Genomic DNA, 23,841 nt, shown 5'->3' on the forward strand with positions numbered 1-23,841 from the left:
GGACGCGGGCAGGTTACCAGATCGCCTTGATGCCGATCTGCATTTCGCGGGTGCGGTTCTTGTCCACGGTGGCCAGCTGGCCGAAGGCCAGGCTGGGAGCGCCGGTGGAGGTGTCGGCCTGGTAGTTGCCGGTCGGCACCTGGAAGTCAGCCTTGTTGAAGAGGTTGTAGACATCGACGATGCCCTGCACCCGGACCGTCTTGTAGACCTGGAACGTGCGGGTGAGGCGGATGTCGAACTGGGTGTAGTTGGGCTGGCGCATGTCGTTGCGGACGTGCCCGGCGTAGATCTTGTTGATCATGCCGTCGCCGTTGAGGTTGCGGGCGTCGTAGGCGGTGAAGGGCAGCCCGGTGTTGAACAGGCCGCGTACGGAACCCTCGATGCCGAGGACGATGGGGAAGTAGGCCACGACGTTGGCCACCCAGCGGCGGTCGCTGTCGCCGTAGCCGAAGTTGGAGCCCACGTCCTGGGGATCGGGCGTGAGGGAGGCGCCCAGTTCGCTGGAGTAGTTGCCGGCGGAGGTGTAGGTGCCGCGCTCGAAGGAGCCGGTGTCCTGGGCCTTGGACCAGGTCACGTTGGCCAGCAGGCCCAGGTTCTCGGCCCAGGTCTTCTTCACGGAGGCGCTCAGGCCGCGGTAGAAGCCGTAGCCGTCGGCCTTGACCAGGTAGACGTCGCTGAAGCCGCCCACGGGGTTGCCCGGGACGACGCTGCCCTTGCCGAAGTTGACGACGCGGCCGCGGATGGTGGCGGTGCCGGGGCGGGTGGCGGTGCTCCAGGCGTTGATGCCGGGGGCGTAGCCGTCGTTGTAGGCGCTGCCGCCGGTCTGGGTCAGGTTGATGTTCTCGAAGCGCTGCAGGTTGTAGTAGTTGACGTAGCTGGCGGTGAGGCCGACCGTGAGGTTGTTGCCCAGGTCATGTTCGACGCCGATGCTGATCTTGCGGGAGCGGGACAGCTTGTTGGTGGGGTCCCACAGGGAGGTGGGGGAGGAGCCGGCGGTGAAGGCCGTGCCCGAGGCCAGGGTGGCCAGCTCCGCGTCGGAGAGCTTGCGCATGTTCGTCGTGTTGCCGATGACGTTGTTGGCGCTGAGCAGGCCGCTGTTGAACAGCGCGAGGTTGGTGGCGTTGGCGCGGTTGAGGGAGAAGCTGTAGTTGGTGATGATCTGGCCGTTGCCGGTCATGGTGTTGGAGTGCAGGAGGAGCGGGGTGGGGCTGGTGAAGTAGCCCAGGCCGCCGCGGACGACCGTCTTGCCCTTGCCGTCCACATCGAAGCTGAAGGCGAAGCGGGGGTCGATGGTGTGTCCGCCCATGCCCTGGTCCAGGCCGGCGAAGTTCGGGTTGGGGTGGGGGTTGTCGGAGAAGCTCTGGCTCAGGGTGCGGAAGCCCGCGGTGAGCAGGAGGCGGTGGTCCAGCAGGCCCGAGTACTGGCCCTGGGCGAACACGGACGCCCACTTGGTGGTCATGGGGATGCGGCCCGAGTAGGCGCTTACGGCGCCGTTGTACTGCACGGAGCCGTTGTTGGGGGAGGCGGCGAGCACGCCGTTGGCCCAGTCGGCCGCGGAGCCGTAGGTGCCGAAGTTCCAGGCGCCGGCGTTGTTCTGGAAGAACTGATTGTCCTCGTCCACCTTGGTGAGGTCGAAGCCGCCCTTCACCTGCCAGTCGCCGCGGTTCCAGGTGGTGGAGGTGTAGAACTGGGTGGTGAGCTCGTTGCTCTCCCGGGGCGTGGAGGTCTTGGTGCCGAACGCCATGAAGGAGGTGCTCTGGGGGATGGAGATGGAGGGGGTGCCGGGGTAGGCGTTGCCGGTCATGGGCCGGGCTTCCCGGGCGAACTGGATGCGGCTCTCGGTGAAGAGCTCGGGGGTCCAGATGTCGTTGGCCTCCAGCACCCAGCTGATGGACTGCACGCGGGTGGGGATGTTGTTGGACTCCGCGTTGTTGGGCACCGCGCTGGTGTTGGTCAGCGTGTCGGTCATGTTCTGGTAGTTGGTGCGCAGCACGAAGCGGTGGTTGGCGTTGAGGCTGTAGTCCAGCCGGGCGAAGTACACCGTGTTGGTGTTCTCCATGGGATAGGGATGGGCGGAGATGCCCTGCCCGGGATTCCCGAACTCGTTGTCCAGGGTGAGGCCGCTCTTGTTGGTGACGATGTGGCCCAGCCGGGAGTTGTACATCCGGTCGAAGTCGGCCTGGGTCATGCCAGCGGCGGTGGTGATGGGCGTGGGGATGGGGTTGGAGGTGATGCTCTTGTGGAAGCGCTCGACGCCCACGAAGTAGTAGAGCTTGTCCTTGATGATCGGACCGCCCACGTTGAAGTTGATGTTCGTGGAATCGTTGAAGCGCTGGAGGTTGGTGGGGGTGTTGAAGGTCCCCGCGGGATCGTAGGGCACGCCCTTGGGCGCGGCGGACCAGCTGGTCTTGCGCATCTCGTAGAGGGCGCTGCCGGTGAACTCGTTGGTGCCGCCCTTGGTGATGGCGTTGATGGTGGCGCCGGCCTGGCCGTACTGCACGTCGAAGCCGTTGGTGACGACCTGCAGTTCCTTGATGGTGTCCGCGCCGAAGATGAAGGGCGTGTAGACGCCGCCGCGCTGCTCGTTGAAGAAGGCGGAGTTGTTGGAGGCGCCGTCGATCTGCACGGCGTTGAAGATCTGGCGTCCGCCCTCGACGATGAGGCGGGGCGTGCCGCCCGAACCCTGGCCGGCGGTGACGCCGGGCGTCAGGCGGGCCATGTCCGTGAAGTTGCGGCTCACCAGGGGCACCTGCTCCACGAGCTTCTGGTCCACCTGGGTCATGGTGACCGTGCGGCTGGGGTCGATGTCGCTGGTGGTGGCCACCACCGCCACCGTGGCGCTCACTTCGGCGGAGTCCATGACCGGGTTGACGGTGGTCGCGTTGCCCAGGGTGACGCGGACCTTGAGGTCCTTGAGGGTCTTCATGCCCTTGGCCGAGAAGGTGATGTCGTAGGCGCCGGTGGGCAGCAGGGGCAGCTGGTAGTCGCCCTTGGCGCCGGTGACGGCCGTCTGGCTGTAACCGGTCTCGACGTTGCGCACCATGACGGTGGCGCCGGCGATGGGGGTCTTCTTCTGGCTGGTGACGGTGCCGCGGACGGCGCCGGTGGTCTGGCTCACCTGCGCCTGGGCGACGGTCATACAGGCAAGTGGGGTCAGAAGCAGAAGACCTAGTCTCTTCTTATACATAGTGGCTCCCCTATGGAGGTTGGTAGTTTGGCTGTTGGGCCGTGGATTAGTTGAATGATTGTGCATGGAATCCCGAGAATTTGTATGTCCAAACTGTGACTTTCCACAAAAAAATCAGACCGCCGGGGAACCTTTCGGCGGCCTGACTCATTTGACGGAATTTTACGCAGGTCTTACTTGATTTTCAGCGCCTCGAGGAGAAAAGCATAAACATCCGCCTTCTCTTCCAGGATCTTGGCGGTTGGTTTCCCCGCGCCGTGGCCCGCGTTGGTGGCGATGCGGGTGAGGATGGGGGCCGGACCCGCCTGGGCCGCCTGCAGGGTGGCCGTGAACTTGTGGCTGTGGGCGGGCACCACCCGGTCGTCATGGTCGCTGGTCAGGACCAGGGTCGGCGGGTAGGCGGTGCCGGGCTTGATGTTGTGGAGAGGGGAATAGGCGAGGAGGGTGCGGAAGCCTTCCGGGGTCTCGCTGGAACCGTAGTCCCCCTTCCAGCCCCAGCCCACGGTGAACTTGTGGAAGCGGAGCATGTCCATCACGCCCACCTCGGGCACCGCGGCGCCCCACAGGTCCGGGCGCTGGTTCAGGCAGGCCCCCACCAGGAGGCCGCCGTTGCTGCCGCCGTTGATGGCGAGGCGGGGGGTGGAGGTGTACTTGTTTTTGATAAGCCACTCGCCGGCTGCGATGAAGTCATCGAAGACGTTCTGCTTGTTCGCCAGCCGGCCCGCGTCGTGCCAGGGCTTGCCGTACTCTCCGCCGCCCCGCAGGCTTGGCTGGGCGTAGACACCTCCCCTTTCCAGCCAGGCCACCCTGACGGCTGAGAAGGAGGGCGTGAGGGAGACGTCGAAGCCGCCGTAGCCGTACAGGAGCGTCGGGTTGTTCCCGTCCAGGGCCAGGCCCTTCTTGTGCACCAGGAACATGGGCACCTTCGTGCCGTCCTTGCTGGGATAGAAGACCTGGGTCACCACGTAGGCGGCCGGGTCGAAGGCCACCTTGGGGGCATGGAGGACCTTGGAGGTCCCGGTGGCGAAGTCGTAGCGGTAGATGGCCGGGGGGGTGTTGAAGGAGGTGTAGGTATAGAAGGCCTCCCGGTCCCCGATCCTGCCGTGGAAGCCGCCTACCGAACCGACGCCGGGGAGCGCCAGCTCGGACAGGAGGGCGCCCTTGAGGCTGTGGAAGGTGACGGCCGTGTGGGCATCCCGCATCCAGTTGGCCACGAAGCGGCCGCCCACCAGGGACACGCCCTGCAGGACGTCCGTTCCGGCAGCCTGGGGGATGAGCTCGGTCCAGTCCTTGGGATCCGCGTGGTTGACGCGGATGGCCACCAGGCGTCCGCGGGGGGCGCCCTTGTCGGTCTTGAAGAAGAAGGTGTCGCCCTTGGAACCCACCGGGGCATAGCGGGCGTCGAACCGGTCCAGGAAGGGCACCACCGGGGCGCCGGGTTTGCGCAGGTCCTTGAGGAGGACCGAATGCTCGGGGGCGTCGCCCTTGGAGACGTGGATGGTCAGCCAGCGTCCGTCGTCGGTGACGTCCGGCGCCAGGTACCACTCGGGCTGGTCGGGCCGCTCGTACACCAAGGCGTCGTCGGCCTGGGGGGTGCCCATGGCGTGGAAGCGCACCTTGGGGCTCTTCGTCACGCCCTTGAGCGCCTCGCCCTGCCCGGGGGCGGCGTAGGCCACATAGAAGAACCCGGTGCCTTTGCGGTTCCAGGCCACGTTGGCGAACTTGGTCCACTGGAGCTCGTCGGGCAGGTCCCGGCCCGTGGCGACGTCCCGCACCTTCCAGGTCTTCCAGTCGCTGCCCGCGGCGGCCACGGCGTAGGCCACGAGCCGGCCGTCGGGGCTGGGGCTCATGCCCGAGAGGGCCATGGTGCCCTCCTTGCTGAGGCCGTTGGGGTCCAGGAGGACCCGGCCTTCCTTGGCGGGGTCGGCGGTCACGAATACCACGGCCTGGTTCTGGAGGCCCGTGTTGTGGGAATAGAAGTAGTTCCGGCCCTCCTTCCGGGGCGCCGTGAACTTCTCGTAGTCCTGCAGGGCCCGCAGCCGCTCCAGGATGGCCTGCCGCTGGGGGATGGCCGCCAGGTGGGCGGAGGTGGCCTGGTTCTGGGCCGCGACCCAGGCCTTGGTCTCGGGGGCGTTGTCGTCCTCCAGCCACCGGTAGGGGTCGGCGATCTTCGTGCCGAAGTAGTCGTCGACCTGGTCGACCTTGCGCGTGGCGGGCGCCGGCGCGGCTGCGACCAGGGTCGTCGCGACGAGACAGGAAAGGAGCGTTCGCATCGGGCCTCCGGGAATCGGCTTTAGCCTATCATTACGAGGCATGTTTGGGTACCCGTCAGATGCGCCGGGCCGAAGGAAAAGGACCAGCCGCGGGAGCACCCCTGCGGCTGGTCCTCTTCTATACTGTTTTCAGCACTTGTCTAGCGGACCGACTCCATCAGCCGCTTGCGGGTGTAGGGCACCAGCCCGCCCGCGTCGATGATGGCCTGCCGGGCCTCAGGGAGCCTGACCGTCTCGAAGGTCTTCCCGGTGGTGAGGTTGGTGACCTTGTCCACCTGGATGTCCAGGTCGTGGCCCTCTTCGGCCTCGATTCCGGGGCAGAGCACGACGTTCAGCCCCAGGTTGATGGAGTTCTGCAGGAAGATCCGGCTCATGCTCTTGGCGACGATGTTGAGCTCGAAGCCCTTGAGGGCGGAGGCGGCCTGCTCGCGGGAGGAGCCGCAGCCGAAGTTGTGGTCGGCGACGATGGCCGAGCCCTTGGGGAACTGGCCGCCCCTCAGCTTCTCGTTCAGTTCGATGCGGTTGGCGAAGCAGAACTGGGGGGTCTCGGTGGGCAGGACCGTGGCCATGTAGCGGCCGGGGTAGATGTCGTCGGTGGAGATGTCGGCTTCCAGCTTGATGATGACTTTGCTCATGGGCTTCTCCTCAGGCTTCGCGGGGATCGGTGATGACGCCGGTGATGGCCGAGGCCGCGGCCACGGCGGGGCTGCAGAGGTAGACCTCCGACTTGGGGTTGCCCATGCGGCCCTTGAAGTTCCGGTTGGTGGTGGAGAGCGCGGTCTCGTCGTCGCCCAGGGCGCCTTCGTGCACGCCCAGGCAGGGGCCGCAGCCCGAGTTCATGACCACGGCGCCGGCCTTCATGAAGTCCTGGATGTAGCCCTTGTCCATGGCCTGCCCGAAGATCTTGCCGGATGCCGGGAACACCAGCATGCGGGTGCCCGCGGCCACCTTCTTGCCGCGCAGGATGCCGGCGGCGATGGCCAGGTCGTCGAGGCGGCCGTTGGTGCAGGAGCCGATGACGATCTGCTGCACGGGCTTGCCGGCCACGAGGCCGATGTCCTTGACGTTGTCCACGGTGTGGGGGCAGGCGATCTGGGGCGCCAGGGCGCTCACGTCGATCTCCACCACGCGCTCGTAGACCGCGTCGGCGTCGGGGGCGACGGGGGTGATGGCGTCTGTGACGCCGGCCTCCTCGCGCAGGTAGCGCATGGTCTCGGCGTCGGCGGGGACGATGCCGCTGGTGGCGCCGGCTTCCACGCTCATGTTGCAGATGGCGAGGCGCCCGGAGGTGCTCATCTTCCGGATGGTCTCCCCGTGGAATTCCAGCACGCGGAAGTTGGCGCCCTGGGCGGTGAGCACGCCGATGAGGTGGAGGATCAGGTCCTTGGGGCTCACCATGGGGGCGAACTCGCCCTTGACCACGACCTTGATGGTGGCGGGCACTTCGATGTTGACGGCGTAGCCCAGGGTCCAGGCGGAGGCCATCTCGGTTGCGCCCACGCCGAAGGAGAAGGCTCCCAGGGCGCCGTGGCTGGTGGTGTGGCTGTCGGTGCCCACCACCACGAAGCCGGGGCGCACGTAGCCGTACTCCGGCAGGATCTGGTGGCAGATGCCGCCCACGTCGCCGCGCACGTCATGGAACTTGGCGATGCCGTGCTTGCCCACGAAGCCGCGGATCTTCTTGTGGTTGGTGGCGGTCTTCGGGCTCTCCGCGGGGATGCGGTGGTCGAAGATGATGGCGATGCGGCTGGGATCCCAGGGCTTCGCCTCGATGCCGGTGCCCTCGTGGATGGCCTCGAACTGGTTGATCACCAGGGCGGCGTTCTCGTGGGACATGGCCAGGTCCACCCGGGGCTCCAGCACGTCACCGGCCTTGACCGCCTCGCGCCCGGCGGCGCGGGCGAGGATCTTCTCAACAACTGTCATACCCATGGGGGTTCCTCCGTTTCGGTTCTAGATGACGCCCTTGGACTTGAGCTCAGCGCGGGCGGCCTCGTCCAGGCCGGCGCGTTCGTAGATCTCGGCGTTGTGCTGGCCCAGGGTGGGCGGCGGGGCCGCCACGTCCCCGGAGCAGGTGTCGAACAGGGCGGTGAGGCCGAACACCTCGATCTCGCCCACGCCGGGCACCTCGGTCTTCTGGAGCACGCCCCGGTGCTGGACCTGGGGCTGGCGCAGGGCCTCCTTGAGGCTGAGGATGGCGCCGCTGGGGACGTCGTTGGCGTTGAGCGCCTCCACCCAGACGTCCGTCTCCTTCTCCAGGAGCCTGGCTTCCAGGAGGGGCGTCAGGTCCTTGCGGTTCTTCTTGCGGGTGTCGCGCTCCTGGAAGCGGGGGTCGGCCTTGAGTTCGGCCACGCCCAGCACGTCGCACACGGCTTCCCACTGCTCCTGCTTGTTGGCGGCGATGTTGATGAAGCCGTCCTTCGTACGGAAGGTTCCGCTGGGCGCCGCGGTGAAGTTGTCGTTGCCCATGAGGACGGGCTCCTGGCCGGCGATGAGGAGGTTGGCCGCCACCCAGCCCATGAGGGGCATGATGGAATCCAGGAGGGAGATGTCGATGAACTGGCCTTCCCCGGTGCGCTCCCGGTGGTAGAGCGCGGCCATGAGGGCGAAGGCGGCGTTGAGGCCGCCCACGGTGTCGCACACGGGAAAGCCCGTGCGCAGGGGGTTCAGGCGCTCGTCGCCGTTCACGGCCATCTCGCCCGACAGGCCCTGGATGATCTGGTCGTACGCGGGCTTGAGGGCGTCGGGGCCGGTCTGGCCGAAGCCGGAGATGGCGCAGTAGATGAGCTTGGGGTTGATGGCCTTCAGGGACGCGTACCCCAGGCCCAGGCGGTCCATGACGCCGGGGCGGAAGTTCTCCACCAGGACGTCGGCGTCCTTGACCAGCCTGCGGAAGATCTCCTTGCCCTCGGGGCTCTTGGTATTGAGGGTGATGGACTTCTTGTTGGCGTTCTGGGCGAGGAAGCTGGTGCCCATCAGGGCCTTGTTGAAGGCCGGGACGATGCCCAGCTTGCGGGCCAGGTCGCCGTCCTTGGGGTTCTCCACCTTGATGACGTCCGCGCCCAGGAGGGCGAGATGAAGGGTGGCGAAGGGTCCGGAGAGGACGTTGGTGAGGTCGAGTACCTTGACGCCTTCGAGCATGCGTTGCTTGGTCATGTCAGTATCCCAGCGGGCCGGTGCGGTGCACGCGGCCGGTCATTTCGCGGCCGAAGAAGGCCGCGACGTCCTTGGCGATCTCCACGAGCCGGGGCACGTCGATGTCCCGGCGCTGGCCCACGCGGTTCAGGCCGTGCACCAGGTCCTCGGTGGCCACGTTGCCGGCGGCCACCTTCGTGAAGGGGCAGCCCCCGAGGCCCGCGAAGCTGGTCTCGAAGACCTGCACCCCGGCCTCCATGGCGGCGTAGACGTTGGCCATGCCCAGGCCGTAGGTGTCGTGGAAGTGCCCCGTGGCCTGGATGGGCCCCAGGGCGAGGATCTGGCCGAACAGGCGCTTGACCTGCTCCGGGTGGGCGTGGCCCGCCGTGTCGGCCAGGCTGATGTTCACGAGCCCGGCATCCACGTAGGCGCGGACGATCTCCAGAACGCGCTCGTCGGGGATCTTCCCTTCGAAGCCGCACCCGAAAGCGCTCTGGACGCTCACCTGCACCTTCTTGCCGGCGGCCAGGGCGGCGCGCCCCATGGCGATGATGCGCGCCTGGGCCTCCAGGCTGCCCATTCCGGTGTTCTTGCGGGAGTGGGTCTCGGAGGCCGAGACCCCCATGCAGAACATCCCCACGCCGCAGGCGTCGCCGCGCTCCAGGCCCTTCTCGTTGAGCACGAGGCCGGAGAGCAGGGCGCCCTTGGCGCCGGAGAGGCGCCGGAACAGCTCGTCCGTGTCGGCCATCTGGGGGACCTTCTCGGGGTGCACGAACGAGCCCACCTGGACGATGTCCACGCCCGAGCCCATGAGGGCGCGGATCCAGCCCTCCTTGACCTCGGTGGGCACCACCTGGCGCTCGACCTGGAGCCCGTCGCGCGGGCCGACCTCGTGGATGACGATGGCCATGGCTACAGCTTCCGGGCGATGGCTTCGCCCATCTCCAGCGTGGTGGAGGTGCCGCCCATGTCGTAGGTGCGGACCTTGCCCTCGGCGATGACGGCGGCGGTGGCGGCCTCCAGGCGGGAGCCCATGGCGGTCTCGCCCAGCCAGTCCAGCATCATCTTGGCGGCCAGGATGGTGGCGATGGGGTTGACCTTGTACTGGCCCGCGTACTTGGGCGCGGAGCCGTGGCTGGGCTCGAAGACGGCCAGCTTCTGGCCCATGTTCCCCGAGCAGCCGAAGCCCAGGCCGCCCACCAGCTGGGCGCTGAGGTCGCTGATGATGTCGCCGAAGAGGTTGGTGGCCACCATGACGCCGTAGCTCTTGGGGTTCTTCAGGAGCCACATGCAGATGGCGTCGACGTTGGCGTCGTCCATCTGGATGCCGGGGTAGTCCTTGGCCACCTGCTTGGCGATCTCCAGGAACATGCCCTCGGTGGCGCGCACGACGTTGGCCTTGTGGATGGCCGTGACCTTGGGGTAGCCGAACTTCTTGGCATACTCGAAGGCCGCGCGGATGATGCGTTCACAGCCCTTGCGCGTGTTGATCTTGCAGGTGATGGCGTAGTCCTCGGGGGCCAGCTCCGCGAAATGGCCGAAGGGCTTGGAGTTGTGCTTGAGGGCGTTGGAGATCTCGGCGGGAACGGGGCTGAACTCCACGCCGGAGTAGAGGCCCTCGGTGTTCTCGCGGAACACCACCAGGTCGATGCCCTCCTTGAAGTTCAGGGGGTTGCCGGGGTAGGCCTTGCAGGGGCGCAGGCAGGTGTAGAGGTCGAACATCTGGCGCATGCGCACGATGGGGCTGCGGTACACCAGGCCCTTGCCCTGGAGCTCGGGGATCAGCTCCCGCTCGGCGTCCTTGGCGGGCTTGGACGTGATGGCGCCGAACATGGCGGCGTCCGAGCTGCCCAGCAGGTCGATGGTGCGCTGGGGGAAGGACTCGCCCTCCTTGCACCAGAATTCCCAGCCGATGTCGCCGTGGGTGTAGGTCGCGTCGAACTTGAGGGCGTCCAGGCAGATGCGGGTCGCTTCCATGACTTCGACGCCCACGCCGTCACCGGGGAGCCACGCGATCTTGTAGGTCATTTGATACCTCCGAGTCAGGATTTCCGTCGTGAACAAAAATGCTACCAAACCAGCATCCGCCTATTGGCGGCGGATGCTGTGACGGGGGTCCCAAATCAAGGGAAATGCTGGGTCCACGAGGGTCCGGGTGCTGGATCGAATGGCTTTAAGCCAAATTAATTTAATTATTAGACGTGGCCCGGAGGATCCGGAGCCGGGGACGCGAAATCTGCCCAGCCCGGGGAGTTTTCTTTACAAAGTGACAAGCCTTTGTGTGACCTACACGCTTTATGTAAAGCAGCTTGCCTCAAGTCGCTGATGCCGAGATTCCGGGCTTCGACCCGCCGTGAGCGCTCGCAGGCAAATGGCGGGCCCTTGCCGTGCCTCGGCCCGGATCCGCAGTCCCGCGGCCGTGACGGGGATTCGCCTGGGCAGGCCCGCGGGGTCCTGGCCCACCACGATCTTCCGCTGGCCCCGCAGGTGGGGGACCGCGGAGATTTCTGAAGGCTTCAAGCCAGTCCTTGCCACAGGGCCGAAACCGGCACCGCATGGAGCTTCGGACCGAAAGGAAGGACTTCCCGGCCGGTGTACAGGACGATCCCTCCGTGGAAGGCCTCGCCCAGCGAGCCGGCCAGGCCTTTCAGCCCCCTGAAGTCCTTGGCCTGAAGGGCCCCGCTGGCCTTCACCTCGACACCCAGGACCCGGCCGTCGGCGTGCTCCAGGAGCAGGTCCACCTCCGCGCCCGGCAGGGTCCGGTAGTGGAACAGCCTTGCCCTGCACTCAGCCCATCCCAGCAGCTTACGCAGTTCACCCGCCACGAAGGTCTCCAGGGGGCCCCCCAGGAGGTCCGGATCGCGGGCCAGCCGCCCGGCATCGGCCCCCATCATGTGGGCGAGAAGGCCGGTGTCGCGAAGCATGAGCTTCGGCGCCTTCACCAGCCGCTTGCCCAGGTTGCTGCTCCAGGCCGGAACCGTGGCGAGCAGGAAGACCGCCTCCAGGAGGGCCAGGTAGCGCTTCAGGGTGTTGAGGGGGATGCCCAGGGACCTCGAAAGCTCGGCCATGTTGAGGAGGCTGGCCGAACGCACGGAAAGGAGTTCCAGGATCCGGGGCAGCTGGGTCAGTCCCTCGATCCGTGACAGGTCCCGGATATCCCTCTGCAGCAGAGTCTGGACATAGCTTTCGAACCATTGGCTGCGCCTACGCCCGGGCTCCCGTTCGCGGGCTTCCGGAAACCCCCCGGCGAGAATCGCGCCGATGAGGGCTTCCCGGTCCAGGTCCAGATTCTGCGGTTCCAGGGGCCTGTCCGAGAAGAGGCGGTCCACCAGATTGCCGCCGGAACCCGCCACCTCGTATTGGGAAAGCCCATCCAGCGTAATCACTTCCATTCGCCCCGCCAGGGATTCGGAAACCTGGGGGAGGACGAGGACGTTCGCAGAGCCGGTGAGCAGGAAGCGGCCCGGTTTGCGTTCTGCATCCACCTCGGCCTTGATGGTCCGGAAGAGCTGGGGGGCAAGCTGGATTTCGTCCAGTACCGTCAGGCCCCGTTGCTGGGCGACAAAGCCGACCGGATCCACTTCTGCGGCCCGGCGTACGGCCGGGTCGTCCAGGGTCAGGTAGCGGCCTTGGGCCTGGTGGGCCAGGAGGGCCTTGGCCAGGGTGCTCTTCCCCACCTGCCGGGCCCCCAAAAGGAGGACCACGGGGGTGTCGAGCAGCGCTTCGGCCACGCGTGGGGAAAGGGTGCGATCGAACATGATAAAAATATGCCATCTGGTGGCATAATTTCAATCTGTTAAACGGATGAATTTATTATTTTCCCGTAAATTGAACTCAAGTATCGCCATTCCTGTTCTTGGTAAACAACGCCAGGCGCCGGCAGCCTTTCACCGCCGCTTCCGCTTCCCCTCCACCGGGGCCGCGCCGTCCACCTCCAGCAGCGGGGTGGCCACGGCCCCCTCCAGCAGGATCCGTGCGTGGGCCACGGCCTCGGGGCGGTCGGGGTGGCCGGACAGGAGCCGGGCCAGTTCCCGCACCCGGGCGTCGCCCGCGAGCCAGGTGAGGCCGCTGCGGGTGCGGCCCTCGTTCACTTCCTTGCGCAGCTGGCCGTGGTGCTCGGCGCGGGCGGCCACCTGGGCCAGGTGGGTCACGGCCAGCACCTGGTGGCTCCGGCCCAGCTCGCGCACGGCGGCGCCCACGGCGATGGCGGTCTCGCCGCCGATGCCGGCGTCCACCTCGTCCAGCACCAGGACCAGGGGGTCCCGGCTGCCGGCGCCGAGCGCCATGCCGGCGCCCTGCATGGCCAGCATGAGGCGGCTCAGCTCGCCGCCCGAGGCGATCTTGGCCAGGGGGCGGAAGCCCTCGCCCACGTTGGGCTCGATCCAGATGGCCACGGTGGAGAAGCCCTGGGGGGAGACCCTCACGGGCAGGCCCGCCAGGAGGACCGGGCTCGAGGGTTCCTCGGCGACGGCCAGGCGCAGCTGGATTCGGCAGCCGTTCATCCCCAGGCGGCCCAGGCGCTGGTGCACGTCCTTTTCCAGGGGCTGGACGAGGCCGGCCCTGTGGGCGTGGAGGACCTCGGCGGCGGCGCGGTAGGCCTCGCAGGCCTTCGCCAGGCCGCCTTCGAGTTCCCTCAGGCTGGAGCTGTGGTTGTTCAGTTCGTCCTGCTCGCGGCGGAGCGCCTCCAGGCGGCCCGCGAGCTCCTCGGGCTCGCAGCGGTGGCGCCGGGCCAGCTTCTCGAACTGGGCTAGGCGGGTCTCCAGGGCCTCGATGCGGTCCACGCCCTCCCGGGACCAGCGGATGGCCTGGTCCTGGGCCAGGGCCTGGAGGTCCTCCAGCTCCAGCAGGGCCGAGCGGGTGCGGTCCACTTCCACCTGGGCGGCGGGCAGGATCGAGGCGGCGCGGGCCTGGGCGCGGTGGGCGTCCTCCACCAGGCGCAGGGCGTCGCGCAGGGCCTCGGCGCCCTCGCGGAAGGCGGACTCCAGGTGGACGGCGTGGCGCAGGGGTTCGCGCTCGCTGCGCAGCTGCACCCACTCCCCGGCCCGGGGGGCCAGTTTCTCCAGGTCGGCGATCTGCTCGGCCAGCCACTCCAGGCGCTCGGCGCGCTGGCTTTCGCTCTTCTTCCGGGCCGCCAGGCGGGCCTGGGCGTCCCGCACGTCGCCCGCCTGGGCGGCCAGGTCGGCGCTGATGCCCAGCACCTCGTCCAGGAGGCCCAGGTGGCGTTCCTCGGCCAGGAGGGACTGGTGGTCGTGCTGGCTGGTGAGGCGCATCCAGATGCGCCCGGCCTCGCGCAGGTCGGTCAGGCTGCAGGCGCCGCCGTTGATCCAGGCGCGGCTGCGGCCGTTGGCGGCCACCTCCCGGCGCAGCACCACGGGCTGCTCCTCGGGGAGGCCCCGGTCGGCGAGGAAGGCCCGCCAGGCCTCGAAGGCGCCGTCCACCACGGTCTCGGCCACGGCCCGGGCCGTGCCCTGGCGCACCATGTCGCCGTCGCCCCGGGCCCCCACCAGCAGGGAGAGGGCGTCCACCAGGAGGGACTTGCCGGCCCCGGTCTCGCCGGTGAGGACGGTGAAGCCGGCCTGGAAGTCCAGGGCGAGGTCTTCCACCAGGGCCAGGTTCTGGATGCGGAGCGAAGAGAGCATGGCTTCAGCCTACCCTGAGGCCTTGACTCCTGGGCAGCGAACACGCATCATGATGGTTCTGAGTTCTTTGTCAGTTCCATAGTGAGCTATCACGAAAGGTGGAGGGACGGGCCCTGTGAAACCTTGGCAACCTGCGATGAGCAAGGTGCCAATTCCTGCCGGTGGACGCATGCGTCGAGCCGGATAGATACCGAACTGATGTGACTGCCAAGACACAGACGGAGAGGGGCCCGAATTATTCGGGCCCCTCTCCGTCCATGTGAAGCTCGCGAGGAACCGAAGGCTCCCTCGACCTGTCCGGAGGCCCCTAGCGGGGAGACAAGGACCCAAGCATTCCCCCCCCGCGGCGGGCGGGGGAAGATCCACCTGGAGCCGAACGTGAGCCAGAACCAGCCCCACTTCGAGACCATCGCCCTCCACGGGGGGCACAGCCCGGACCGGGACACCCGCAGCCGCGCGGTGCCCATCTACCAGACCACCAGCTACGTCTTCGACTCCACGGAGCACGGGGCGCGCCTGTTCAGCCTGGAGGAGCCGGGCAACATCTACACCCGCATCGGGAACCCCACGGTGGACGTGCTGGAAAAGCGCGTGGCCCAGCTGGAGGGCGGCGTGGCGGCGGTGGCCACGGCCTCCGGCCAGGCCGCCATCACCCTCGCGGTGGTGACCCTGGCCCAGGCCGGGGACCACCTCATCGCCGGCACCAACCTCTACGGGGGCACCCACACCCTCTTCAGCCAGAGCTTCAAGCGCCTGGGCATCACGGTCACCTTCGTGGACAGTACCGACCCTGACGCCTTCCGCAAGGCCCTGCGCCCGGAGACCAAGGCCATCTACCTGGAGGCGCTGGGCAACCCCAAGCTGGACGTGCCCCACTTCGACGCCCTGGCGGCGGTGGCCCAGGAGGCGGGGGTGCCCCTCATCGTGGACAACACCCTGGCCTCCCCCTGGATCTGCCAGCCCCTGAAGCATGGCGCGAACCTGGTGGTGCACAGCGCGACGAAGTACCTCGGGGGCCACGGCACGAGCCTCGGCGGCGTGCTGGTCGACGGGGGCAACTTCGACTGGGCCAACGGCAGGTTCCCGGAGTTCACCCAGCCCAACCCCTCCTACCACGGGGCCGTCCTCACCCAGGTTGCGGGTCCGGCGGCCTTCGCGGCCAAGGCCCGCCTGGAGGGCCTTCGGGACTTCGGCCCCGCGCTGTCGCCCTTCAACGCCTTCCTTCTGCTCCAGGGCATCGAGACCCTCCCCATCCGCATGGACCGCCACGGCAGCAACGCCCTGGCCATCGCCCAGTGGCTGGAGGCCCACCCCCAGGTGGCCTGGGTCAACTACCCGGGCCTCCCCGGCCATCCGAGCCACGCCCTGGCCCGGCGCTACTTCCGGGAGGGCGCGGGCTTCGGCGGCATCCTCACGTTCGGCGTGAAGGGGGGGCTGGCCGCCGGGGCCAAGGTCATCAACGCGGTGGAGCTCTTCTCCCGCCTGGCCAACGTGGGCGACGCCAAGAGCCTCATCATCCACCCGGCCACCACGACCCACCAGCAGCTCAGCGCCGAGGACCGCGCCACCAACGGCGTCACGGACGACCTCATCCGGCTCTCCATCGGCCTCGAGAACATCGACGACCTGAAGGCGGACCTGAACCAGGCCCTGTGCGGGGGGGACGCTTGACCCAGGCCTTCCTCTCCCCGGAGGGCGTGCGCACCGCCTTCCGCGTCACCGGGCACGGGCCGGCCAGGGTCCTGCTCCTCCACGCGCTCACCGGGGGCCCCGACGCCGCCGACGCGCCGGGGGTGAAGGGCTGGTGGGGGCCCATGTTCGAGCCGGGCGCGCCCCTGGCGGCATCCGAGGCCACCGTGTGGACGCCCAACCTCGCCGGGAGCTGCTACGGCGCCGAAGGGCCGGAACCCCGGGGCGGCTGGTCCACCCGGTACCAGGCCGAGGTGCTGGCCCAGTGGATCCGCGCCGGGGACCTGTCCTTCGACGCCCTCCTGGGGGGATCCCTGGGGGGCATGGTGGCGCTGGAGCTGGCCGTCCTGGAGCCCGGGCGCTTCAAGGCCGTGGGCGTCATCGGCTGCGGGGGCCGCTCCGACGCGTGGCTCTGGGGCTCCAACGAGGCCCAGCGCGCGATCCTGGCCAGCCCCTCCCTGGGCGACGACGAGGCCATCGCCCTGGCGCGGCGCGTCGCCATGCTCACCTTCCGGAGCCCCGCGGGTCTGGCTGGGCGCTTCACCGCTCCAAGCGAGCTGCAGGAATGGCTGGCTTTCCATGGCAGGGCCCTGGCGGCGCGGTTCACCCGGGCGGCCTACGTGGCCCTCCTGGACGCCATGGACAACCACGACCTCACCCGGGGCCGGGGCAGCCTGCCCGAGGTCCTGGCGCGCATGGGCGCCACGCTCCACGTCCTGGGCCTGGAGGGGGACATGCTCTTCTCCCAGGCCTGCCTGATTGAACTCATCGAAGCCGCCCGGAAGGCGGAGCGCCTGGGGGAGGCCCGCTGGGTGCGGAGCCCCCACGGGCACGATGCCTTCCTCATCGAGTGGGACCAGGTGAAAGCCTGGCTGAAGGAGGTACTGCCTTGAAAGTTCTCAAGTTCGGAGGAACCAGCGTCGGAACCCGGGAGGCCCTGGAACTGGCGGCGACGATCATCGGCCAGGAGCTCCCCCAGGGGGGCCTCGTGGTGGTCTCGGCCCTGTCGGGCACCACGGACCTGATCCTGAAGGCCATCAACGCCTCGGCCAAGGGGGACCTGGAGGCCGCGGGCGCGGCCCGCATCGCCCTGGAGGCCCGGCACTGGGCCACGGCCCGGGCGCTGGGCGTGGACGAGGCGGTCCGCCCCCACTGGGAGCCCCTGTTCCAGTCCCTGGCGGGCCTGCTGCAGGGCATGGGCCTCCTGTGGGAGGCCTCCCCCCGTTCCCGCGACGCCGCCCTCGCCCTGGGCGAGACCCTGTCGGCGCGGCTCCTGGAGACCCTGCTGGGGCGCCGGGGCCTGCCGGCCACGTTCCGGGACGTGCGGGAGGCGCTTCGCACCGACGCCCGCCACGGCAGGGCCCGGCCCGACCTCGAGCGCATCCGGGAGGCCGCCGGGCCCTGGCGGGAGGGCCTGGCCAAGGGCGCCCTGTGGGTCACCCAGGGCTTCCTGGGCACGGCCCCGGACGGGTCCACCACGACCCTGGGCCGGGGCGGCTCCGACACCAGCGCCACCCTGCTGGGCGAGGCCCTGGGCGCTTCCGAGGTGCAGATCTGGACGGACGTGGACGGCGTGCTCAGCGCCGACCCCAGCCTGGTGCCCGAGGCCCGGCCCATCCCGGTCATGAGCCTCCGGGAGGCCGCGGCCCTGTCGGCCTTCGGGGCCAAGGTGCTCCATGCCGACGCCCTGGCGCCGGTGAGCCGCGCGGGCTTCGGCCTGGTGGTGGCCAACACGCACCGCCCCACGGGCAGCCGCACCGAGATCCGCTCCGAGGCCCCGGCGCGCCGACCCGGGGAGATCACCTCGGTGGCGTACAAGGAGGGGGTCTCCTGCCTGCGGGTCCCCCCCGCCCAGGACTCCGAGCTGCTCTTCCAGGCCTCCACCCGGCTGCTGGAGGCCGGGGCCTCCCTCTACGGACTGCTGGCCACCCCCGACGGGGGCCTCCTGGTCGCCAAGGGGGAGACGGCCGATTCCGAAGCCGTCCTCCGGGACCTGGCGGCCTCCGGCCTCTCCGTCCAGCGGGGCTGGGCGGCGGTGGCGCTGGTGGGCGAGGGCCTGCGGGAGGCGCCGGGGCGCGCCCTCAGCCTCCTGGGGCCCCTGGTGGATGAACCGGTGGCGGCCATCCTGGCCGGGGACACCGGGGTCTCCCTGGCCTTCCTGGTGCCGGACCACCGGCTTTCCCTGTTGATTCCCAGGCTGCATGCGCATTGCATAGAGTCTGCACCCAGGAGCGGCGGATGACCCAGACCTTCACCGAAGCCCTGAATTCCGGGCAATGCTTCCTCTTCGACGGTTCCACGCCCACCGTGCTCTACGAGCGCGGCGTCTACATCAACCGGTCCTTCGACGAGGCCAACCTGGCCTCCCCGGAGCTGGTGGGGGCGATCCACCAGGAGTTCCGCGCCGCGGGGGCCCAGGTGGTCACCACCAACACCTGGGCGGCCAACCGCCTGAAGCTGCAGGGCTACGGCCTCGCCGAAAACCTGCGGGACATCAACCTCAAGGGGGCCCTCCTGGCGCGCGCGGCCCTGGGCGACGAGGATCCCGGCTGGGTGGCCGGGTGCATCGGCCCCCTGGGGGTGCGCATCGAGCCCTGGGGCCCAACCTCCTTCGAGGAGGCGAGGGGCTTCTTCGCGGAACAGGCCCGGGCCCTCATCGAGGGCGGCGTGGACCTCTTCGTTCTGGAGAGCTTCGCGGATCTCAACGAGATCCACCAGGCCATCCTGGCCATCAAGGAGATCTGCTCCCTGCCCGTGGTGGCCCAGATGACCCCCAACGACGAGGGCCAGACCCTCTACGGCACGGAGCCGGAGTGGTACATCGCCAAGCTGGCCGAGTGGGGCGCCGACCTCGTGGGCGTCAACGGCGGCAGCGGCCCGGCCCCCCTCCTGGACCTGCTCAAGCGGTTCCGGGCCGTGACGGACTGTCCCCTCATCCTCCAGCCCAGCGCCGGCCTTCCCCGCATGGTCGACGGGCGCCTCCTGTACATGGCCAGCCCCGAGTACCTGGGCGAGTTCGCGCGCCAGGCCTTCCAGCTGGGGGTCCGGGCCGTGGGCGGCTGCGCGGGCACGACGCCCGGGCACACCCGCTCCATGCGGGGCGCCCTGCGCCAGGAGAAGGCCTTCGTGGAGGGCGCCACCGAGCGCCCCCCCACCGAGGCCACCCACTACCCGGTGCCCCAGGCCGAGCGCAGCGCGTTCAGCCGGAAGATCGCCGACGGCGAATTCGTGGTGACCGTCGAGCTGGTCCCCCCCAAGGGCATCAGCGCCGACAAGCTGGTGGAGAAGGCCGCCTTCTGCCGGGACCGGGGCGTGGACGCCATCAACGTCCCGGACGGCCCCCGGGCCATGGCCCGCATGTCGGCCCTGGCCACCGCCGTGATCATCCAGCAGCGGGTGGGCATGGAGGCCCTCATGCACTTCGCCTGCCGGGACCGGAACCTCCTGGGCATCCAGAGCGACCTCCTGGGCGCCGCGGGGCTGGGCGTCCAGAACGTGCTGGCCATCACGGGCGATCCCCCGAAGCTCGGGCCCTACCCCAACGCCACGGCGGTCTTCGACGTGGACGCCATCGGCCTGGTGAACATCCTGCGCTGCCTGAATTCGGGCCTGGACCTGGGCGGCAGCAACATCGGCGTGCCCACGCGGTTCAGCATCGGCGTGGGGGCCAACCCCGTGGCCGTGGACGTGGACAGGGAGCAGTCCCGGTTCCGGTACAAGGTGGACGCGGGCGCCGAATGGGCCATCACCCAGCCGGTCTTCGACGCCGACGCGCTGTTCCGCTTCCTGGAGTTCGCCGAGCCCCTCGGCATCCCGGTCATCGCGGGCATCTGGCCCCTGAAGAGCCTGCGCAACGCCGAGTTCATGGCCAACGAGGTGCCCGGCGTGACCCTGCCGGACATCCTCCTCAAGCGCATGGCCCGGTGGCAGTCCGCCGAGGACCAGCTCAAGGAGGGCCTGGACATCGCCCGGGAGATCATCGCCAAGGTGCGCCCCGTGGTGCGCGGCCTGCAGCTCTCGGCCCCCCTGGGGCAGGTCGAGCTGCTGGAGACCTTGCTGGAAGCGGGAGTGGACCATGAGTGAGCTGGCGCGGGTGCGCTTCCTTCCCGAGGACCTGCTGGTGGAGGCGCCGGCGGGCACGGCCCTGCAGGCCATCGCCGACGCCGCGGGGGCCGACATCACCTTCGGCTGCCGGAGCGGGTCCTGCGGCACCTGCCGGGTGCGGATCCTGGCCGGGCTCGAGCACTGCTCGGCCATGGGTCCCGAGGAGCGGGACTTCCTGCGGAGCATGGAGGCCCCTGCCGGCCAGAGGCTGGCCTGCCAGTTCTCCGTGGCGGGAGACGTGGTCATCGAATACCTGGGGGTGGACGCGTGACTTCCCTTTCCTCGCTTCTCCTCGAACGCACCCTCCTGCTGGACGGGGGCATGGGCACCCAGATCATGGCGCGCAAGCCCACGGTGGACGACTTCGGCGGCCCGGCCCTCGAAGGCTGCATGGAGCTGCTGTGCGAAAGGCGCCCGGAGTGGATCCGGGACATCCACGCCGCCTACCTGGACGCCGGCGCCGACGCGGTGGAGACCAACACCTTCGGCGCCAACGAGGTGGTGCTCGCCGAATTCGGCATCCCCGAACGGGCCGAGGAGCTCAACATCGCCGCCGCGCGGCTCGCCCTGGAGGTGGCCAGGTCCTACGACCGGCGCCGCTACGTGGTGGGCTCCGTGGGCCCCGGCACCAAGCTCATCACCCTGGGCCACATCACCTACGGGGCCCTGTACGCCAGCTACCTGGCCCAGATGCGGGGCCTGCTCCTGGGCGGGGTGGACAGCATCCTCATCGAGACCAGCCAGGACCTGGGCCAGATCAAGCTGGCGGTGCGCGCCGCCAAGGACGCCATGGCCCGGCTGGGGCGGGAATGCCCCCTGTGGGTCCAGGCCACGGTGGAGACCACGGGCACCCTGCTCCTGGGCACCGAGATCCAGGCCGTGATCACCAGCATCGAGATGCTGGGCGTGGACGTGATCGGCCTCAACTGCGGCACCGGCCCGGACGAGATGCACGCCCCCCTGCAGGCCCTGGTGGAGCAGTCCCCCTGCCGCATCAGCTGCCTGCCCAACGCGGGCCTGCCGGTGAACCGGGACGGGGCCCTGGTGTATCCCCTGGAGCCCGAGGCCTTCGCCGGGAAGGTCGCCCATCTGGCCAAGGAGTTCAACCTGAACATCGTCGGCGGCTGCTGCGGCACCACCCCCGACCACATCCGCGCCCTCCGGGCCCAGCTGGGCACCTCGGGCGTCACCCACCGCACGCCGGTCCTGGACCGCGCCGTCTCGAGCCTCTACCAGAGCGTCCCCCTGCGCCAGGAGCCCCGCCCCCTGATCGTGGGCGAGCGCACCAACGCCAACGGATCCAAGAAGTTCCGTGACCTGCTTGCAAAGGAGGACGTCGACGGCCTCGTGGACATCGCACGGGACCAGCAGCGGGAGGGCTCCCACATGCTGGACGTGTGCGTGGCCTATGTGGGCCGGGACGAGTCCGCGGACATGGAGGCCTTCCTGAAGAAGGCCGTGGGCCAGGTCCTCCTGCCCCTCATGATCGACTCCACGGAGGTGCCGGTCATCGAGAAGGCCCTCCAGACCGCCCCCGGCAAGTGCGTGGTCAACTCCATCAACTTCGAGGACGGCGAGGAGAAGGCCCGGAAGGTGCTGGACCTCTGCCGCACCTACGGCGCCGCCGTGGTGGGCCTGACCATCGACGAGAAGGGCATGGCCAAGACGGCCCAGGCCAAGGCCGCCATCGCCACCCGGCTCTACGACCTGGCGGTGGGCGAGTACGGCTTCAACCCCTCCGACCTGATCATCGATCCCCTGACCTTCACCCTGGGCAGCGGGGACGAGGAATTCCGCCGCTCCGCCCTGGAGACGCTGGAGGCCATCCGGCTCATCAAGGCCCGGCACCACGGGGTGCTCACGATGCTGGGGGTCAGCAACATCAGCTTCGGCCTGGCCCCCGGCGTCCGCCACGTCGTCAACGCCCTCATGCTCTACCACGCCGTGAAGGCCGGGCTGGACCTGGCCATCTTCAACTCGGCCAAGGTCATCCCCGTGGCCGAGATCGACCCGGAGCAGCGCGCGGCGGCCGAGGACCTGATCTTCGACCGGCGGCGGGAGGGCTACGATCCCCTGAAGACCGTCATGGCCCTGTTCGGCGACGGCAAGGCCGCCCCCGGCGCGGGCCCCTCGGACCGGAACCTGCCCGTGGAGGAGCGGCTGAAGCGGGACATCCTGGGCGGGGAGAAGCGCCTGATCCTCGAGGACGTGGACGAGGCCCTGATGACGATCCCCCCCCTGGACATCATCAACCGGATCCTCCTGGACGCCATGCGGGTCGTGGGCGAGCGGTTCGGGGCGGGCGAGATGCAGCTGCCCTTCGTGCTGGAGAGCGCCGAGGCCATGAAGACCGCCGTCAAGCGCATCGAGCCCCACATCCCCAAGGAGGCCTCGGTCACCAAGGGCAAGGTCATCCTGGCCACGGTGAAAGGCGACGTGCACGACATCGGCAAGAACCTGGTGGAGATCATCCTCTCCAACAACGGCTACGAGGTGGTCAACCTGGGCATCAAGCAGCCCGTGGAGGCGATCCTGGCCGCCCTGGAGGGCTACCCCGCCGACGCCATCGGCCTCTCGGGACTGCTGGTGAAGTCCACCACGATCATGCGGGAGAACCTGATCTTCATGGCCGGGAAGGGCCTGGACATCCCGGTGATCCTCGGGGGCGCCGCCCTCACCCGGGACTTCGTGGCCGAGCAGTGCCAGAGCGTCTACGGGGGCCAGGTGCTCTACGCCGAGGACGCCTTCGAGGGGCTGCGCCACATGGACCGCCTCACCAGCGGGGCCGGGACGGCCCCGCCCGCGGCGGCCCCGCCGGGAACGCCCGGCATCACGGTCCTCCACCGGGGCGCGGCCCAGGTGGAGCTCACCCCCGCCGGCCAGAGCTCCTGGGTGAAGCGGAACCTCCCGGTCCCCGAGCCCCCCTTCTGGGGCGTGCGCCAGCCCGAGGTCAGCCTGGACGACCTCTTCGCCTTCCTGGATACGTTCGTGGTGATCCGCAACCGGTGGTCCTTCACCCAGGGCAGGCTCACCGACGCGGCCTTCGAGGCCGTGCTGAAGGAGAAGGCCGAGCCCCTCCTGGCGGCCTGGAAGAGCCGGATCCTCGAGGAGGGCCTGCTCGAGCCCAGGGCCCGCTACGGCTACCTGCCGGTCCAGGCCCGGGGCGACGCGCTGCGGGTCTACGCGCCGGACCGGAAGACCCTCCTGACCACCCTCGCCCTGCCCCGGCAGGACGCGGGCCGGCGCCTCTGCGTGGCCGACTTCTTCGAGCCGGAGGCCTCGGGCCGCTTCGACGTGCTGGCGCTCCAGGTGGTCACCCTGGGGAACCGGGCCGCGGAGCTGGCCTCGGAGCTCTACCGTTCCGACCAGTACGCCGACTACTTCCTCTTCCATGGCCTGGCCACGGAGCTCACCGAGGCCTTCGCCGAGCACCTCCACGCCCGCGTCCGCCGGGAGCTGGGCATCCACGGGAAGGACGCGGCCCAGCTGCGCCAGCTCTTCAGCCAGGGCTACCAGGGCTCCCGCTACTCCTTCGGCTACCCGGCATGCCCGGACCTGGAGGGCAACGCCACCCTCCTGGACCTCCTGGACGGCTCCCGCATCGGCGTCTCGATCACGGACCAGTTCCAGATGGACCCGGAGTACACCACCTCGGCCCTGATCGCCTGGCACCCCCAGGCCCGGTACTTCTCCGTGTAAAAAAACGGAACCGCGTCACTTCTGCTGCATGAGCCATTCAACGAGACGCACGTGGAAACGGGCAGGGTCATCCAGGTCGCTCCGCTTCAGGCGGGGCGGGCAGGAAATTTTCAGA

Annotated in this window: 15 protein-coding genes and 1 riboswitch; of the genes, 6 read left to right on the plus strand and 9 right to left on the minus strand. The window is 69.0% G+C overall.

What is annotated here, in order from left to right:
- Nucleotides 1–13 precede the first annotated feature (13 nt).
- The 9 genes from RAH40_RS13400 to RAH40_RS13440 all read right to left on the minus strand — a co-directional run bounded on the left by RAH40_RS13400 (nt 14) and on the right by RAH40_RS13440 (nt 14,234).
- Nucleotides 14–3,139 carry a carboxypeptidase regulatory-like domain-containing protein gene (locus RAH40_RS13400; protein WP_306598051.1) on the minus strand — a complete coding sequence of 1,042 codons (3,126 nt, stop codon included), beginning with the start codon at nt 3,137–3,139 and terminating at the stop codon, nt 14–16.
- Between the two features lie 221 nt (nt 3,140–3,360).
- Nucleotides 3,361–5,460, minus strand: coding sequence for a prolyl oligopeptidase family protein (locus tag RAH40_RS13405; RefSeq protein ID WP_306598052.1), 2,100 nt, complete (start codon nt 5,458–5,460; stop codon nt 3,361–3,363).
- Nucleotides 5,461–5,600: 140 nt separating this feature from the next.
- A complete protein-coding gene (locus RAH40_RS13410; RefSeq protein WP_306598053.1) occupies nt 5,601–6,095 on the minus strand; it encodes a hypothetical protein in 495 nt (164 codons plus the stop codon).
- A 10-nt stretch (nt 6,096–6,105) separates the two neighbouring features.
- Nucleotides 6,106–7,392: a 3-isopropylmalate dehydratase large subunit gene (locus RAH40_RS13415; RefSeq protein ID WP_306598054.1), complete on the minus strand. Its 1,287-nt coding sequence runs from the start codon at nt 7,390–7,392 to the stop codon at nt 6,106–6,108.
- A 21-nt stretch (nt 7,393–7,413) separates the two neighbouring features.
- A complete protein-coding gene (locus RAH40_RS13420) occupies nt 7,414–8,616 on the minus strand; it encodes a CaiB/BaiF CoA-transferase family protein (protein ID WP_306598055.1) in 1,203 nt (400 codons plus the stop codon).
- A 1-nt stretch (nt 8,617) separates the two neighbouring features.
- Entirely contained in the window at nt 8,618–9,505 is an 888-nt protein-coding gene (locus RAH40_RS13425) for a hydroxymethylglutaryl-CoA lyase (RefSeq protein WP_306598056.1), read from the minus strand.
- A 2-nt stretch (nt 9,506–9,507) separates the two neighbouring features.
- Entirely contained in the window at nt 9,508–10,623 is a 1,116-nt protein-coding gene (locus RAH40_RS13430) for an isocitrate/isopropylmalate dehydrogenase family protein (protein WP_306598057.1), read from the minus strand.
- A gap of 488 nt (nt 10,624–11,111) precedes the next feature.
- Nucleotides 11,112–12,353, minus strand: coding sequence for an ATP-binding protein (locus tag RAH40_RS13435; RefSeq protein ID WP_306598058.1), 1,242 nt, complete (start codon nt 12,351–12,353; stop codon nt 11,112–11,114).
- Between the two features lie 129 nt (nt 12,354–12,482).
- Nucleotides 12,483–14,234 carry a DNA repair protein RecN gene (locus RAH40_RS13440; RefSeq protein WP_306598059.1) on the minus strand — a complete coding sequence of 584 codons (1,752 nt, stop codon included), beginning with the start codon at nt 14,232–14,234 and terminating at the stop codon, nt 12,483–12,485.
- An 83-nt stretch (nt 14,235–14,317) separates the two neighbouring features.
- Nucleotides 14,318–14,428: riboswitch (SAM riboswitch) on the plus strand.
- A gap of 184 nt (nt 14,429–14,612) precedes the next feature.
- On the opposite strand from RAH40_RS13440, the gene RAH40_RS13445 reads away from it, so the two are divergent.
- Genes RAH40_RS13445 through metH form a run of 6 tightly spaced genes read left to right on the plus strand, consistent with a single transcriptional unit; the run spans nt 14,613 to nt 23,726 of the window.
- Nucleotides 14,613–15,905 carry an O-acetylhomoserine aminocarboxypropyltransferase/cysteine synthase family protein gene (locus tag RAH40_RS13445; RefSeq protein WP_306598060.1) on the plus strand — a complete coding sequence of 431 codons (1,293 nt, stop codon included), beginning with the start codon at nt 14,613–14,615 and terminating at the stop codon, nt 15,903–15,905.
- Nucleotides 15,902–16,816, plus strand: coding sequence for an alpha/beta fold hydrolase (locus RAH40_RS13450; RefSeq protein ID WP_306598061.1), 915 nt, complete (start codon nt 15,902–15,904; stop codon nt 16,814–16,816). The genes RAH40_RS13445 and RAH40_RS13450 overlap by 4 nt, the downstream gene beginning before the upstream one ends.
- Nucleotides 16,813–18,165, plus strand: a complete 1,353-nt coding sequence (locus RAH40_RS13455; protein WP_306598062.1) for an aspartate kinase — start codon at nt 16,813–16,815, stop codon at nt 18,163–18,165. The genes RAH40_RS13450 and RAH40_RS13455 overlap by 4 nt, the downstream gene beginning before the upstream one ends.
- Nucleotides 18,162–20,006, plus strand: coding sequence for a bifunctional homocysteine S-methyltransferase/methylenetetrahydrofolate reductase (locus tag RAH40_RS13460; protein ID WP_306598063.1), 1,845 nt, complete (start codon nt 18,162–18,164; stop codon nt 20,004–20,006). The genes RAH40_RS13455 and RAH40_RS13460 overlap by 4 nt, the downstream gene beginning before the upstream one ends.
- Nucleotides 19,999–20,298: a 2Fe-2S iron-sulfur cluster-binding protein gene (locus RAH40_RS13465; RefSeq protein ID WP_306598064.1), complete on the plus strand. Its 300-nt coding sequence runs from the start codon at nt 19,999–20,001 to the stop codon at nt 20,296–20,298. Before RAH40_RS13460 ends, RAH40_RS13465 begins: the two co-directional genes overlap by 8 nt.
- Nucleotides 20,295–23,726, plus strand: a complete 3,432-nt coding sequence (gene metH / locus RAH40_RS13470) for a methionine synthase (RefSeq protein ID WP_306598065.1) — start codon at nt 20,295–20,297, stop codon at nt 23,724–23,726. Before RAH40_RS13465 ends, metH begins: the two co-directional genes overlap by 4 nt.
- Nucleotides 23,727–23,841: the final 115 nt, after the last annotated feature.

This window comes from Geothrix sp. 21YS21S-2, assembly GCF_030846775.1.
Lineage (GTDB): Bacteria > Acidobacteriota > Holophagae > Holophagales > Holophagaceae > Mesoterricola.